This is a genomic window from Aequorivita soesokkakensis, from assembly GCF_001641085.1.
Taxonomy (GTDB): Bacteria; Bacteroidota; Bacteroidia; order Flavobacteriales; family Flavobacteriaceae; genus Aequorivita; species Aequorivita soesokkakensis.
Map to the genome: position 1 here is coordinate 1 of NZ_LXIE01000033.1, position 14,867 is coordinate 14,867.

Below are 14,867 nucleotides of genomic sequence, written 5' to 3' on the forward strand. Positions count from 1 at the left end.
CATTTTCCAGTTTACTGAAATAGTTAGTTTGGAATATCTATTTTAAGATTACATTTTACAGAAATCACTTTTGTACTTTAAAGTCGTTAAAATAAATAAAAGTATATTTGATTTCATCCCCATTTAAATAGTATGGCTTTTGGTTTTCCTTTTTGAGGGCACATTACCATAAATTTAAAATTCTTACTATGACCAAAGAAGAAATTTTAAACGGCATTCACGAATTACTTTCGAAAAATGTTATAGGTGGCGCACAAATGATGGCTAGATATAAAGGTTTTCGTGGGGAGCTTTTTTTTGAAAATTTTCTTTCCGAGAAATATCCTGTATTTAAAATACTTGAAGGCGGCATAATTATGTCCAAAAATAGCACTAAAACAAGCCTTGATAACTCTATGTATTTTACTGTCTTGCCTGATACTTCGGATCTTGGTGATTATAAAAATATTTATAAAGCATTGTCCAATATCGGCTTTATGGAAATGTATATAATCCTCTATGCTGACGACTGGCAAGAAAAAGAAGTGATGAAATTTGAAACGGAGACAATCTCTCTTAAGGTGCCTTCCCTTAAAATTTTAAAATTTGATGCCCAGCAAAATGAATTTATTGAAACTAATAACGATGTAAAAAATGTAACTGGTTTTTTAGAAGATTTGCCAAAGCGCGGTAAAAATCAATATGCAATTGAGCCAGATTGTAAAGAATGGCTGATAGCAAATCTTAGCCAGTTTAGTGAGAAGCAATTATTAAAAATCTATATGGACAGGCTCTTCTTTGATGGCTTTATTGGCTTTTCAAAAAATAAAGGAAAATCTTCCGATATAGATTTAATTTTAATTAGACCAACTGGAGAATATAGGTTTATCGAAATAAAAGAAAAAGACCTACCAAAAAGTAATCAAGGATTTGGATTAGACGTTCCAAGATTAGAGGATTTAGGCAGAATCCAAGAACAGTCCTCCATTGAATATTATTTAGCTGTAAGACATATAAACAATCAAGAAGACAGAGAGTTAATTGGTTGGAAATATATATCAATAACTGAATTTGAAAAAGACGTCAAAGGAAATAAAACAATAGAGGGCGGTACAGGAATGAGAAGCTCCTATTCATCAAATCCCACCCTTATTTGTTCTTTAAGCAAGTTCAGGAACTTGTAATTTATTTTTTTTCGGGGCTTTAATAGATTTTAGACTTTTAAGCATTTCTTCCGCAACGGCTTCAACTACTTTTACAGCTACACTATTTCCAAATTGTTTATAAGCTTGAGCATCTGACACCATTATTTTAAAATCATCAGGAAACCCCTGTAGTCTTGCTGCTTCTCTAGGTGTTATTTTTCTTGGGTTTTTACCTTTTTGCTTTAATAAAATTTCACTACCATCTTTATAATAACGTGCCGAAATTGTATTGGTATATTCTGAATTTTCATCAACCATACCATACCCAAAGCCTTTGCCCTTTAATTTATTCTCTCTTTTTCTTCTTTGGTGGCCTTCCCAAAGCTTATCAGAAATTGTATATTTTGAATCAACCTTTTTTTCCAAAATATCCCCAACACTTACTTCAATATTTGTGGGCTTTGGAAAATTAAATTCAACTTCATTATTTAAAAAGCCTACTATAAAAATACGTTCTCTATTTTGAGGCAACCCAAAATCTCTTGCTCTCAGAACCTCATACTTAACATTAGAATACCCAGCCAGTCTTAAGTGTTCTAAAATCACTTTTAAAGTCCGACCACCATCGTGGGTTTTTAATCTTTTTACATTCTCCAATAAAAATGCTTGTGGTTGCTTCTCAATTAAGATTCTCTCAATATCGAAGAAAAGGGTGCCCCTAGTATCGTTAAACCCTTTTTTTAATCCAGCTTGTGAAAAAGGCTGGCAAGGGAAGCCTGCCAACAGTATATCATGTTTGGGTATATCATTGGTGTCTACTTCGGTAATATCACCGTTGATAGTTTCATTAGGATAATTGGCCTCATAAGTTTGTGCGGCATATTTGTCCCATTCACTGGTGAAAACACACTTTATTTTGCCCTTGGAAGCGTTTTCAAAACCTCTCCTGATTCCGCCTATTCCTGCAAACAAGTCAATTATTTTTATCATACTTTCCAAAAATTTAACATTGCTGGTATTTCTTCAAAGAAATATTCTTCAAAACTTACAATGTTTCTTTTATCTTTTAATTTCTCATTATTAGCAATCCAGTCGTACACTACAACAACTATATTATGTTTAGACATTTCAGCCGCCTTACTTTCAGAAATATCTTCATCAACTGTCAGTAAGTGTATCTCGGGTATCTTTGTCCTCTCTATTTCCTCTGCAACTTCCTGCCATCTTTCCCTTAAGGAGGTTTTCATTGTGCCGATAATTGTTTTATTCCTTCTTTCCTTAAAGTTTTCAATACTTGGGAGTACAGAATCTACTTTCTTTCCTAAGCCTACATCATCAAATATTTTTCGCCCAACCTTACCTTGTGAATCGAAATCATAATTTAATAATGTATATATTTTATAGATTATAGCCTCAAAAGTTTTACCCGCTCTGGACCTTCTCGATTGCGTATTACTTAAGGATAATTGATATAAGTATGGAAAAACCCTTCCTGCATATTCCCCGCAAATTTCTTTTATTGACTCAACTAATTCATCTCTTTCGCTTTCAATTATACGATTCTCAACCAAAGCGTTTAAAATTTCTTGAGGTGTTTCAAGTATTTTATGAAGGTCTTTCATTACTGCTGCATTGAACTCAACCTCATCCTTTAGAAACTCTTCCCAAACCTCAGTTCTTAATGAATTTATAACTTTACTGACTTCCTTTTCATTAAATAGTTTTTCTTTTAAAAAAGGCCTTAGTTCAAATATTTCATCTACAATTATCTGAGAAGAACGTATAAATTTATTCCTAGTATGCCTGATGAATTTATTAAAGGTATCAGATTCATCCTTACTTAATTGTATTACTATGGGTATATCCTTCAAAATAAAAATTTATTTATACCCAAAAATAAAGGCTTAAGTGCAAAGAATGTTTTGTTCAATCTTTTACTTATTAAAACCTTATCAACTAAACAAAAATATAAATAAATTGGATATATTCCAAATTTTGGATTATATCCAAACGGAATTTTTAAATTAAATTATATTAGAACCCAGTTAGGGAACAGGACAATTGGATCTTTCGACTTTTATAACACAAATTTTTGAGGGACGAGCACCCTATTTTAAATTTTGTGATTGAAACGTCGAAGGATTTTTGAGTTGTTTTTTGAATCCGGAATGGGAGGATATTAACTTTTTCAGAAAATTTAAAAGGTATGATGTTCTAAAATTAAGATGGTTAGCCTATTTTATTGTCAAAAATTATTATATTTGGTATTCTCCCCAGTTAAAATGTACTGTATTCCCTATTTGCGTAATTCAGGATAAAATCAATTTTTTCAACAACATAAGAATATGAAATTTTTGCCACAAATCTTCATAGCATTCGGGATGATATTTACATTTTTTGGCGGGTTTCTCGCTTATAAGAGACAATATGAAATTGGGATTCGTCAAAGTAAAATAGCAGAAGAAAATAAAGATCTAACATTCGAAATTAATCAACTATCAAAATCAAATATTGAACTCAGTAAGCATAATACAGATTTATTGAATGGCAACATAAAACTTACGGAACAAAACGGCGAACTTGTTAAGTCTAATATTGAAATATCTTCTACAATAAATAATTTAAGCGAAAGTATCTTTAGTCAGGCCCAAAAAAATCAATACCCATTAAATGATAATTTCGTAATAACCATCAAATATTACTTTTCGATTCCTAAATTCAAAAAATATATAGAAAAACATGGGCACAATTTTATGCCAGTAGAAATTACTAATCGTAAAGTATACTCGCAAATAAAAAATTTACCACCAGATTATAATGTTATAGCAGATTTTCTTTATGATCATTTTAAAACTGGTTTGCAAGATATTTACTTCACTAAAGCAGGAGGAAATTTTCTTGGTCTCAGGAAATATTACATGCCTTACGATCTAGATCCTATTGAGCCAAGCATTCATCCACTTGATGGTAACTATTTCAGGGTGTACATTTTTTATAATGAAGATTTAGGCAAATTCAGATTAGAGATAAATAATTTACCAATTAAGATTTACTCAATGAGTGGATATACATCTGTTCTTGATTTAGAAGGTTCTAGGCTTTCTATTTCCAAAGGACTTAGTGAAGTCATAGAAAATGAAGAACTCTTTCAGGTTATAATAAAATGTAATGGTAAAATGATTGTAAGAGAAAATAGTTTTTATCAAAATGATAATGAATATTTTTTAGGAGATATAAAGTTACTAGACCTTAAAAAAAAGCAATAATCGCTGCTGCTTGTTACTGAGATTGCGGTCCATTATTCTTGCGAAGCTTGGAAATGCTGTCCAAGGAGACTGCGAGGTCTGTGATTTTAATTTTCATAAAATCTATGGTGATCTTGGGAAGGGCTATATTGAATGCCACCATACTACTCCACTTTCTCAAATAGCGGGGGAATCAATTACCACGCTTGATGACCTTGCCCTTGTTTGTTCCAACTGCCACCGGATGATTCATCGGGATATTGATACGGTTTCTGTGCGGGGTTTAAGGGGGATTGTTTTGGGGGTAGGAATTAGGGGAAAGCGAAATGCGAAGAGGGGATTGGATGTTTAGATCATTAGATTTTTGGATTTCTGGATTGTTGGAATGTAGGAGTTAGTGAAAATTCTTTGAGTTCTACTAATCAAGAATTTATATATCGTCACTTTCAAAATATTTTCATCAAATGAATACATTTCAAACCATTAATACAGCATATTTAAGAGCTTCAAGAACCATAGAGACAGTGCTTGTTTCAAAAGAGCATTTGCGCAAGGTTTTTTTTATTTATAACTATGAAGGCAATTCATTTAGGGTATTTGAAAATCATTTAAGCTTATTGCACTTTTTGCAAAATAAGGGGGAAAACGATTTTCATTTTAGTACAGAAATTGAAGTTGATGGATTTTTTTCTAAAGTAAAATTGGTGGCATGAGGATTTGGATTGATCTTGGCATGCTGAATACATTGGGATGTTTAATGAATAATTAGTAATGAATAATTAGTAATGAATAATTAGTAATGAATAATTAGATTTTGATATCACCCCCTTCCGTCTCCCGACTGTAGCGTCGGGAGCCACCTTCCCCTTTAACGTTATTTTTACTTTTGATTGGTGTTTATGGCTTAGGGGAAGGAGCTATTTGGATTTCCGATTGATGATTTACCCCTTCCGTCTCCCGACGAAAAGGTCGGGAGCCACCTTCCCCTTTAACGTTATTTTTTTTTTGATTGGTGTTTATGGCTTAGGGGAAGGAGCTATTTGGATTTTCGATTGATGATTTACCCCTTCCGTCTCCCGACGAAAAGGTCGGGAGCCACCTTCCCCTTTAACGTTATTTTTTTTTTGATTGGTGTTTATGGCTTAGGGGAAGGAGCTTTTTTTTTTACCCCTTCCGTCTCCCGACGAAAAGGTCGGGAGCCACCTTCCCCTGGGATGTTGTTTCTGCATTTATAACAAGATTTTCGAAGAGGGGAAGGAGCTTTTTATTGGGATAGCAAATAATTTTTAAACTTAATATTCTCGAGGTTAATCTGTATGCTTTTATGGTTTTCGATAATGGGAGGGAAGTATTTTTTCTTTTTGCTTGACGAAGCCTTCGACTGCGTTCAGGGCAGGCTGCTCAGTGTGACAGTTGTGGGTTGTTTGTTGGTTAGTTCAAAAAAAAATCTCTTAAATTTGTGAATATTAATTGGAGCGGGTACTGCATAGTAATTGTATGTATATTTTAGTATTCTTTGAAAACTATTTTCAAAAATGTTGAATTTATAGTGGATTCCAATCAGCACATAAAATCACTCATCCATCACATCAGCCAAGATGTAACTCTTGATGAATATGCCATTGACAAACTTTCTTCTGTACTTGTAATTAAGGAGTTGAATAAAAAAGAGTTTTTACTTGAACCCGGTGAAACGGCCAATACAATGAACTTTATTGCACAAGGCTGTATGCGCAGTTATTATTTAGATGAGAATGCACAAGAACACACCTTGCAATTAGGTATTGAACATTGGTGGATAAATGATCTATACAGTTATTTGAGCAGGAAAAAATCGCGGATGTATATTCAGGCCTTAGAAAAAACATTCTTGATTCAATTGCCCAGGATAGAATTAGAAAAACTATATATAGAACTACCTGAAATCTCTAATTTCTTTCGTATAAAAATTCAAAGTGCTTATGTTGCGGTTCAAGAGCGCGTTATCGATAGCATGAGTGATGATGCCTATGAACGTTACGATACCTTCAGAAGATCGTATCGCGATATTGAACAACGCGTGCCGCAATACATCATCGCATCTTACCTTGGGGTAACTCCAGAATTTTTAAGTTATTTACGAAAAAAGCATTCCTAAGTCCGCTTCTTAATATACCTTAAGTTTTTTCTACTAACGGCACTCTAATTTTGACCCATATACTAATTACTGGGTTATGTTACGATTGATAAACTTTATAATATTTACCATAATTGGAACTTCAGTATCCGTTGGTCAAGCTATTAGTTTCACTCCCGAAATATTGGTAGGGAATCGCGCTACATCATATCAACATTTTATTGGATATAAATTTAATGACAGTTGGTCTATTAATAATGTATCCCTATATGATACAGAATACATTAATGATAAGAACAACATCTTTTTTATTAGAAATATGTTGTCCTATAATCTCACCCCACGGTTTAAAACCAATCTCGCTGCAGGTATAAAGAATCCTGGAAAATTTGCTACAATATCGACACAATACGAGTATGCCACATCAAACTTTAGACTAAGTTATGCTATTGGCAGCACCTATCAAAGTGGCTTCACTTTAGAACAAAATTTAAGACTTAATTACACCCCAAGATTAAGCAAGAACATCCAGGGTTACATAAACCTCTTCGTTGTAGTCAATACCACTTTAAAGGTTCTGGATAGAGGCATTCAGCAATTACGTGTAGGGATAAAGAATGAACAGCTTATTACGGGAATAGGGGCAAATTTAGATCAGTTTACAAAAGCAGAAAAAACACTTGAAAACTTCGGAGCATTTATAAAATATAACTTTTAAACATTTTAATTATGAACACAAAACAACACATTGGATTATTATTGCTAAGAGTGAGTATTGCTTTTACCATGTTAATTTACGGGATAAGCAAATTAAACTTTGGGATTGAATATATTAATGGTTTACTCGAACACTATGGACTTCCAACATTTTTAGGCTATGGGGTTTTTGTGGGGGAAATCATTGCACCTATTCTCATTATTATTGGATTTAGAACCAAACTTGCAGGACTTGTTTTCGCTATTAATTGCATTGTGGCAATTTTAATGGATCGTCTTCCAGACGTGTTAAGCTTAAATGAGCACGGGGGTTGGTCAATAGGGATGATTTTCATCTATATGATATTTGGCGTTGCCCTGTTTTTTATGGGTGCAGGGAAGTATGCTTTATCAACAAATAACAAATGGGACTAACTACTAGCTATGAAACTTTTGTTATACATATTAGCATTAACTGGAGGTGTATTTTTAGCCGTGCAAGCCGGGTTCAACTCCCAATTAGGAGGAATTTTAAAGCAACCTATTGCGGCTGTAATAGCTTCGTCTTTAAGTAGTGTTGTTTTCGGATTCATTATGCTGCTGCTATTGGGAAAAGGCAGTATTCAACCGATTACAACAGCGTCTGTGCCTTGGTACTTATGGTTTATGGGAGGGTTATTCAGTGTTATTGGAATTTCCATTTACTTCTACGCCATTCCCAAAATGGGCATTTCTAAAATGATTGCGCTTGGACTTTGCGGGCAGCTTATTTTTTCATTGATCGCAGGGAGATATGGCTGGCTTAATTTACCTGTAGAACCCATCACAACTAAAAGGCTTATTGGAACAATAGCTATGCTAATAGGCATTATACTTATTAATACTAAATAATTTACAATGGAACATATTGAATACAATATCCATAATTTATTAAATCTTTACGCAACCGTTGGTAAACCATTTAATGGATATGCAAGTGACAGTGCAATAGGTTATAGCCGGATACAGGATTCTGAATGGCCTAATAAAATTTGGTCTAACCAAAAGCTCACGCCGGATGTTCTTCAAAACATCAAAATCCTTATTGAATCTTCGCAAATTAATTTGCGTTTTATTGACTTTGAATTTGATGGCAGAGCAAATCATACACTTATTGTACAAGTGGGATTTGAACTTAGCAATTCCATGCCAGGTATGCATTTAAAGCTTACAAAACCTTTTGAAACCTCTATCAGATTAAGCTTCAGGATGGTGACTGAAATGGCAGAAGCTAAAATTTGGACCGCTGTTTTTAAGCAATCCTTCGGGTATGTGATAAGTGAAGACCTCGTATTAAAGAACTTGAATAAAATACATTTCTATATAGCTTTTGAAGATAGTAAGCCTATAGGAGTTGTTAAATTACATCTCACCAATAATATAGCTGGTATCTATAGTCTAGGTGTTCCCGTTGCTTTTAGAGGGAATGGTTATGCTAAAGATATCATGCACTTTGTATTAAATAAAGCAATACAGCAAGGAGCAACTGTTGCGACTTTACAAGCTTCTAAACTAGGGCAGGGGATGTATGAAAGAATGGGATTTAAAATTGATTTTACAATGCATAGTTATAAATTAAAAACACAATAAAATGGAATTACTTAAAAACTTAAACTGGCGTTATGCCACGAAAAAATTTGATACATCGAAGAAAGTGTCGGATGTTAATCTTAATAAACTAAAAGAGGCTATACAACTATCGGTGTCTTCCTATGGATTGCAGCTGTATAAAGTTTTAATTATTGAAGACCCAGCGATTAGAGAAAAGCTAAAACCGGTGTCTTGGAACCAAAGTCAGATTACTGATGCATCCCACTTGTTTGTTTTTTGCAATTATACAGATGCTACTCCTGAAGCCATTGACGCTTTTATTAAGCAAACGGCTGAAACGCGAGATCTCGATTTGGACAGACTGAACGGCTATGGTGATTTTATAAAAGAAAAATTGCAAGAAAAAACACCTGAAGAAAAAACAAGTTGGTTAAAGGCCCAAACCTATCTAGCCCTTGGAAATTTATTGAATGCTTGTGCTGAGCTAAAAATAGACGCTTGCCCTATGGAAGGGTTTGAACCAGAAGCTTATAATAAAATTTTAGGACTTAATGAACAAGGCTTAAATGCTACGGTAATTGCGCCCATAGGGTATAGACATAAGGATGACCACACTATTGGGCAATTAAAAGTGCGGAGGCCTAAGGAAGCGCTTTTTGAAACAATATAATATTATGACCGCTTTTTGATCTAAAGGTTTGGGCTAGTTCCCAAACCTTTTTTAATTTAGTGTCTTCATTATTAAAGAAGCTTCCCTTATGGAAAATGAAATTGTAAGGTTAATTTCCAGATACCTTGAACTTACCAATGAAGAAGCTTCAGCTTTTGCCGAATGTATTCCAATTAGGTCTTTTAAAAAAGGGGATATACTTTTAAGGGAAGGTCAGGTATGCAGGGATTCCTATTTTGTAATTGAAGGCTGCGTTAGAAAATACTATATTATCGATGGTGATGAACGCACCACTGCATTTTATGTTGAAGATGAATCCATCGCTTCCTTACAAAGCTATACAAATAAAACTCCAGCCAATCATTATTTTGAATGTGTGGAGGATTGTAGGTTGGCTGTTTTAAATTATGAAAAGGAACAGGAGTTGTTTAAACGTGTCCCAAAATATGAAGCTTTGTGCCGTATGTCTATGGAGGGTGACTTTGGTGAGCAACAAGAAGCTTTAGCTAAATTTATGACTTCAAGCCCGGAAGAAAGGTATAAAAACCTTTTGGAAACTAGACCCGATTTAATACAACGTGTTCCTCAGTACCATTTGGCCAGTTATTTGGGTGTTAAGCCAGAATCTTTGAGTAGAATTAGGAAACGATTAGCTAAAAAATAAATGCTTTTCTAGGACTATTACTTTACGTTTTATGAGAAGGATGCTCTAGAAAAAAATTCCAGAGCATCTAAATAATACCTATTAAACAAGGGGGTGCTATCCTTTTCTTTTAATAACTTTTACGGTTTTATGATCAACCGTCCCTAAGGAAAGGATTCGAAGCCACAAACTGGATTTTGTTTCAATGGTGTATTTTTCGGCTTCCAATTCGCTAACGAGTGCTTGCACATTACTTTCTTTTACATTGATGCCCAGAATGTGCAAATCACTTGTTTTTTTATAGGTTAGTACTTTTGTCTTTTCCCCAAATACTTTTCCTCCATTTTCAAATGGTTTTGTTTCTGTATTCACCGCAAATTGTTGCACGGAACAGGAGGATATTGATAAACATACCAACATTCCCAATAATACTTTCTTTATGCTCATACTATTAATTTATTTTATGAAGCAAAAGTATACTAGATTTAAACCTTGTTCATTGACTTTGGTTAAGAAGGAAGAATTACAAAAACGCAATAAATAAGAAGCCAGACTGTATGTCTGGCTTCTCCTTTTTAACCCTAATCAATCATACTAATGAAAAAAATTAACTAGCTTCTTTCAATATCGCATTAAGGCGCTTACCACTTATTTTTACTATTTTAATATTATTTTGACCCCTACCTTCCCGTTTAGCGATTGTACGGGTTAAAAAAATTGGTAAAAATCCATCAAGTAATATTAGTCGGTGCGACTCTTCGGTTACAATAGCATAGTAATAGGTTTGATTAACTGTAATCATTTATCACCTAATTGTTAGTTTTTATTACTTTTTTAATTGTTGTTTTTCCAGATTCTGCAGTTATATGTAGGATATATATACCCGGTGAGAAATGAGATAAATTAATTTCAGAAGTATTAAAAACTTCAATTAATTTTTTACCTGTTGTAGCAAACATTGCAACGGATCTTGGCTTTTCACCAGCAACAGATACATTTATTAAATCTGTAGTTGGATTCGGATAAATTAAAGCATCTTGTTTTGCAAGAATATTTTCTTCAAAGCTTAATGTTTGGAGGTCGATAAAATATTTTACTAAGCCTAAATCAACACTTCCTATATAAACCTCAGCGCTTTCTTCATTAAATTGAACAGCAGAAGCAGTGGAACCTATTGATAATAGCTCATTATTGTCTATAAATTCCCAAGTTTGTCCTTCATCTGTGGAATAAATTATTTTAAATTCAGAAATGCGTGAACTGTGGATCATTCCTACTAGATGACCAGCAGTAGCGGTAGAATGAAAAATTTGATGTACAAGTTCATCATAAATTCTATTCCACGTTGCCCCATTATCTAATGAGGTAAAAACACCTATATTGGTGGCAATAGTTAGTTGTTGACTATTAAAAGGATTTGCGTTTAAACTTAATATGAGGTCTGAACGATTATCCAATAATTCTAGCCCTGTGTTTGAAAGATTCCAACTTACCCCAAAATCTTCTGATTTATAAACTGTTGTTCCTATAGTAATTAAAATATGGCCTTGGTTTGATGGATCAAAATGAATGCCTTTGACTAATCCATTTTCTGGTAAAGAAATATCACTTGTTACTATGGAATTCAGGTCGCTTACATCCGCACGTTTAAGCTGGACGTTTCCATTGGTATCTGAGAATGAAAACCAAATGACACTTGTGTCAAAAGGATCGGTTCCGGTAGCATCTAATGAGTTCATGAAGGTATTGAGTATTTGATGCTTATTTTGCCCATGGTCTATACTTATCTCAAGATCAGATCCAAACCATCCAGAACTAAATGTAAATATTCTGCCTTCGACAAATTTATCTGTAAATAACGTGGGTGCATCTCCTTGTGTATACCAATCAATGGGTAGAATATCGAAGTTTGCTTCCTCTTCTGTTATTAAATTTCTATTGATGTACCCGTATTGAACACCATAATACAAATGTCCATCCCCTTCCGGAAATAAACCTATTGAACCTGTAGATAAGTAAAAATTGTTTTTTGCCCAAGTTAAAGTGGCTCCTCCATCATTTGAAAACTGAGGATGGTAATTGCTGGTTATAAAAATTTCGTTTTCATTGAAGGGGTTAAAAGAAAGATTTGTTCCATAATAATAGCCGTGCACATCACTTGTATCGTGAACATAATTTTCCCAGGTTATTCCGTTATCGGTGGAAATTATTATTTCATTTTCCTCTAAAACCATAATGCTATTTTCAATCTGTGGATTAAATGCAATAAAAGTAATGTCATTCAGTTGTTCGTCTGTAAAAGTGATAGGAACTGTATGCCAATTTTCACCTCCATCAACTGAACGGTATAAGTTTTCGACCGTACTACCAAAACTTATTCCTGTGCCGATATAAATAACATTCGTGTTGTGAGGATTAAACACTACTGGAGCTAAAACAACTCCTTGTAATTTTTCCTCCCAAGTTCGACCTCCGTCGTATGATTGAAATAATCCACCATCAATACCATTAGGGCCTAATCCCCTAGTTAAAATCAGATGGTTTGGATTGTTGGGGTTTATTGCGACACTGTTTATGGCCACGTCGTCGTGCTCAGATTTTGTATAGACTAAATCCCAATTTTGGCCACCATCCGTGGTATAGTATGTGTTTTCTAAGGTGCCAAAATCTATTTTAGTATTCATCAAGATTACATTAGGATCTGCCTCATAAATGCTATACGACTTTATATATTTATCACCAGAGCTATAAGGAATTTCAATTTCATCAATAATGGTATTGGACCTTAAATCTAAAATCATTATTGTGTTATTTGCAGACCCTTGATTGTACTTAATAAAACTCAAAGCCGAGTTGTTTCTCGCTAGCCTTAAATCTTTAAAAGTTGTAACATCTTGCACAGACATTGAAAATAATACTTCCCAATTTTGGCCATTATCATTTGATACCAAAATATGATTATACAGCGTAGTTGCGTATAATTTGTTTTCAACTGAAGGGTCATAAGTAATATTGAAAATTCTTCCGTAGTCAGATGATCCAACAGCTTCCAATTGTGCGAATCCTTTCTGGAATATGGAGAGGGCCATAACCAGAAAAAGCCAAGTAAATTTGTGTTTCATTGTTGTTTGTTTTTTTAAATGATTAAGTGGCGAAAGTGAAGAATTGAATGTTTTTTGAAGAATTTCTGACACGAATTACTAGGACATACGTCAAGAAAAAGTATGACATCGCTTGTTTTACTGTAGTTCGGAGAGGTAAGGATATAGGCTAGAAGTATCGGTTAATCCTATCTTTTTAGCAATACGTTCCTTTCTTTTTCTGCAAGCATCCTGAGTTATGTTAAAAAGAGAGGCAATTTCTTTTATAGAAAGGTTCATGTATAAATAGGAAATGAATCGAATATCATTTGTGTTTAAAGAGGGATGTTTTTCTTTTAAAGTTTTCAAAAACCCATAGTTTGCTTCTTCAAAATGAACCAAGAAATCATTCCAGCTTGCATCATTTCTTAAATGTGATTTTAATTGAAGTACTAATTTTTTTAGATCGCTGTTACTGTCCAGATCTTTATATGATTTGATGGCTTGTAAGACTTCTTGAAGCAACTCATTTCTGCTTGCTATTTTCAACGCTTTTACCGTCAGTTTTCTATTTTTAGATTCCAACTCGTTTTCGAGTTCCAACATTTTAATCTTCTGATCACTTTCAGAAATGATTTTCTTTTGTTGGAATTTTGAGATATGCATTCTCCAAGCCCAAATTGAAAGTAAAAGCAATAGGGCAATAGCGCTAATTAGTATATAAAATACTTTACGTTCTGCGTTGAATTCTAGGGTATTATCTTCTAACTCTTTTTCGAAACGTTTGATATCGAATTTTACCTTATTGCCTTCAAACTGATTTCTACTTTTAACCCTAAACAGGCTATCTTTTAAAATAATTACCGAATCCCTATATGTTCGTGAGCTTGTGAAGTCTTTTGAATTATAGGAGAGCAAGGAGAGTTGCTCGTATATTTTAATTTGGATATCAAGGCTGCCCTTAAGGTAGTTAGCCTCTTGGGCATATTGTTTCGCCCGTGACCAATCACCTTTTGTTTGGTATATTTTTGAAAGTAGTAGGTATGCTTCCGATTGGTGTTCTATGAGCTCAGCATTTTTTAATTCTGGAATAAGGGCGTTAATTAAATTTTCTGCATCTTTCAAATCTCCTTTTAAAAAGTGATTCTCTGCCAGGGCATATTTACCTTGAAGTAAAATGTTTTTTTCATTTCCCAGGAGGGGAAATGCAATTTTTAAATATTGGTTCGCTTTATCTAAATGGTTGAGTTTATTATAAACAAGGCCCAAATTTATGGCATAGATTCCTATTTTAACTTTCTCATTATATTCACTTGCTATGTTGTAAGCCTTTAAAAAATAATTTTCAGCTTCTTTATACTTCTTTTCCTCAAAGTATAAAATACCAACATTATTTAAAACAACCATTTCCCTTTGGGGGTTTAGATGGGATACTGCAACATTATATGCAGCCAAGTAGTTCTGTAGGGCCTCACCAAATTCTGATAGTTGATAATAATTATTGGCTATATTATTGAGGGCTAAAAACTGCTCTTCATGCCATTGGTGTGAATTGGCAATATTCTGGGCATTTATAAGTAGTTCTAGGGAATTAGGGTGATCTTTTTTTTGCAAAGCCTTAATGGCTGTTTGAATCATTTCGTTACATTGCTGCCTCGATTTTTGAAGTGGGCTAACTATTATTAATAAGACAATAAAAAATA

At 33.8% G+C, this 14,867-nt stretch carries 16 protein-coding genes; 11 read left to right on the forward strand and 5 right to left on the reverse strand.

Features of this window, described 5'->3' with window-relative positions:
- The first annotated feature begins 188 nt into the window (after window positions 1–188).
- Complete coding sequence (locus tag A7A78_RS10850; RefSeq protein WP_068762485.1) at window positions 189–1,163, forward strand: hypothetical protein; 975 nt, start codon at window positions 189–191, stop codon at window positions 1,161–1,163.
- Here A7A78_RS10850 and A7A78_RS10855 read toward each other — a convergent pair.
- Together A7A78_RS10855 and A7A78_RS14890 are read right to left on the reverse strand one after the other, a co-directional pair.
- Window positions 1,140–2,114, reverse strand: a complete 975-nt coding sequence (locus A7A78_RS10855) for a DNA cytosine methyltransferase (RefSeq protein ID WP_068762486.1) — start codon at window positions 2,112–2,114, stop codon at window positions 1,140–1,142. The genes A7A78_RS10850 and A7A78_RS10855 overlap by 24 nt on opposite strands.
- Entirely contained in the window at window positions 2,111–2,995 is an 885-nt protein-coding gene (locus A7A78_RS14890) for a type II restriction endonuclease (RefSeq protein WP_207489363.1), read from the reverse strand. Before A7A78_RS14890 ends, A7A78_RS10855 begins: the two co-directional genes overlap by 4 nt.
- A 474-nt stretch (window positions 2,996–3,469) precedes the next feature.
- Between A7A78_RS14890 and A7A78_RS10865 the strand changes: the two genes are divergently transcribed.
- The 10 genes from A7A78_RS10865 (at window position 3,470) to A7A78_RS10910 (ending at window position 10,105) form a co-directional block, all read left to right on the forward strand.
- Window positions 3,470–4,390, forward strand: coding sequence for a hypothetical protein (locus tag A7A78_RS10865; RefSeq protein ID WP_068762487.1), 921 nt, complete (start codon window positions 3,470–3,472; stop codon window positions 4,388–4,390).
- A gap of 22 nt (window positions 4,391–4,412) precedes the next feature.
- Entirely contained in the window at window positions 4,413–4,721 is a 309-nt protein-coding gene (locus A7A78_RS15370) for an HNH endonuclease (protein ID WP_068762488.1), read from the forward strand.
- Window positions 4,722–4,833: 112 nt separating this feature from the next.
- Complete coding sequence (locus A7A78_RS10875) at window positions 4,834–5,082, forward strand: hypothetical protein (RefSeq protein ID WP_068762489.1); 249 nt, start codon at window positions 4,834–4,836, stop codon at window positions 5,080–5,082.
- 803 nt (window positions 5,083–5,885) lie between these two features.
- Window positions 5,886–6,506, forward strand: coding sequence for a Crp/Fnr family transcriptional regulator (locus tag A7A78_RS10880; protein WP_341271724.1), 621 nt, complete (start codon window positions 5,886–5,888; stop codon window positions 6,504–6,506).
- Window positions 6,507–6,582: 76 nt separating this feature from the next.
- Entirely contained in the window at window positions 6,583–7,203 is a 621-nt protein-coding gene (locus tag A7A78_RS10885; protein WP_068762490.1) for a hypothetical protein, read from the forward strand.
- 11 nt (window positions 7,204–7,214) lie between these two features.
- Window positions 7,215–7,616, forward strand: a complete 402-nt coding sequence (locus A7A78_RS10890; RefSeq protein ID WP_068762491.1) for a DoxX family protein — start codon at window positions 7,215–7,217, stop codon at window positions 7,614–7,616.
- A gap of 9 nt (window positions 7,617–7,625) precedes the next feature.
- Window positions 7,626–8,072, forward strand: coding sequence for a DMT family transporter (locus A7A78_RS10895; protein WP_068762492.1), 447 nt, complete (start codon window positions 7,626–7,628; stop codon window positions 8,070–8,072).
- A 6-nt stretch (window positions 8,073–8,078) separates the two neighbouring features.
- Window positions 8,079–8,810 (forward strand): GNAT family N-acetyltransferase, encoded by a 732-nt coding sequence (locus tag A7A78_RS10900; protein WP_068762493.1) that lies wholly within the window; start codon window positions 8,079–8,081, stop codon window positions 8,808–8,810.
- A 1-nt stretch (window position 8,811) separates the two neighbouring features.
- Window positions 8,812–9,441, forward strand: a complete 630-nt coding sequence (locus tag A7A78_RS10905) for an NAD(P)H-dependent oxidoreductase (protein WP_068762494.1) — start codon at window positions 8,812–8,814, stop codon at window positions 9,439–9,441.
- Between the two features lie 88 nt (window positions 9,442–9,529).
- Window positions 9,530–10,105 carry a Crp/Fnr family transcriptional regulator gene (locus A7A78_RS10910; protein WP_068762495.1) on the forward strand — a complete coding sequence of 192 codons (576 nt, stop codon included), beginning with the start codon at window positions 9,530–9,532 and terminating at the stop codon, window positions 10,103–10,105.
- Window positions 10,106–10,201: 96 nt separating this feature from the next.
- Here A7A78_RS10910 and A7A78_RS10915 read toward each other — a convergent pair whose 3' ends face one another.
- The 3 genes from A7A78_RS10915 to A7A78_RS10925 form a co-directional block, all read right to left on the reverse strand.
- A complete protein-coding gene (locus A7A78_RS10915; protein WP_068762496.1) occupies window positions 10,202–10,531 on the reverse strand; it encodes a hypothetical protein in 330 nt (109 codons plus the stop codon).
- A 362-nt stretch (window positions 10,532–10,893) separates the two neighbouring features.
- Complete coding sequence (locus A7A78_RS10920) at window positions 10,894–13,206, reverse strand: VPS10 domain-containing protein (protein WP_131811132.1); 2,313 nt, start codon at window positions 13,204–13,206, stop codon at window positions 10,894–10,896.
- 117 nt (window positions 13,207–13,323) lie between these two features.
- Window positions 13,324–14,802: a tetratricopeptide repeat protein gene (locus tag A7A78_RS10925; protein ID WP_068762498.1), complete on the reverse strand. Its 1,479-nt coding sequence runs from the start codon at window positions 14,800–14,802 to the stop codon at window positions 13,324–13,326.
- Window positions 14,803–14,867 lie beyond the last annotated feature (65 nt).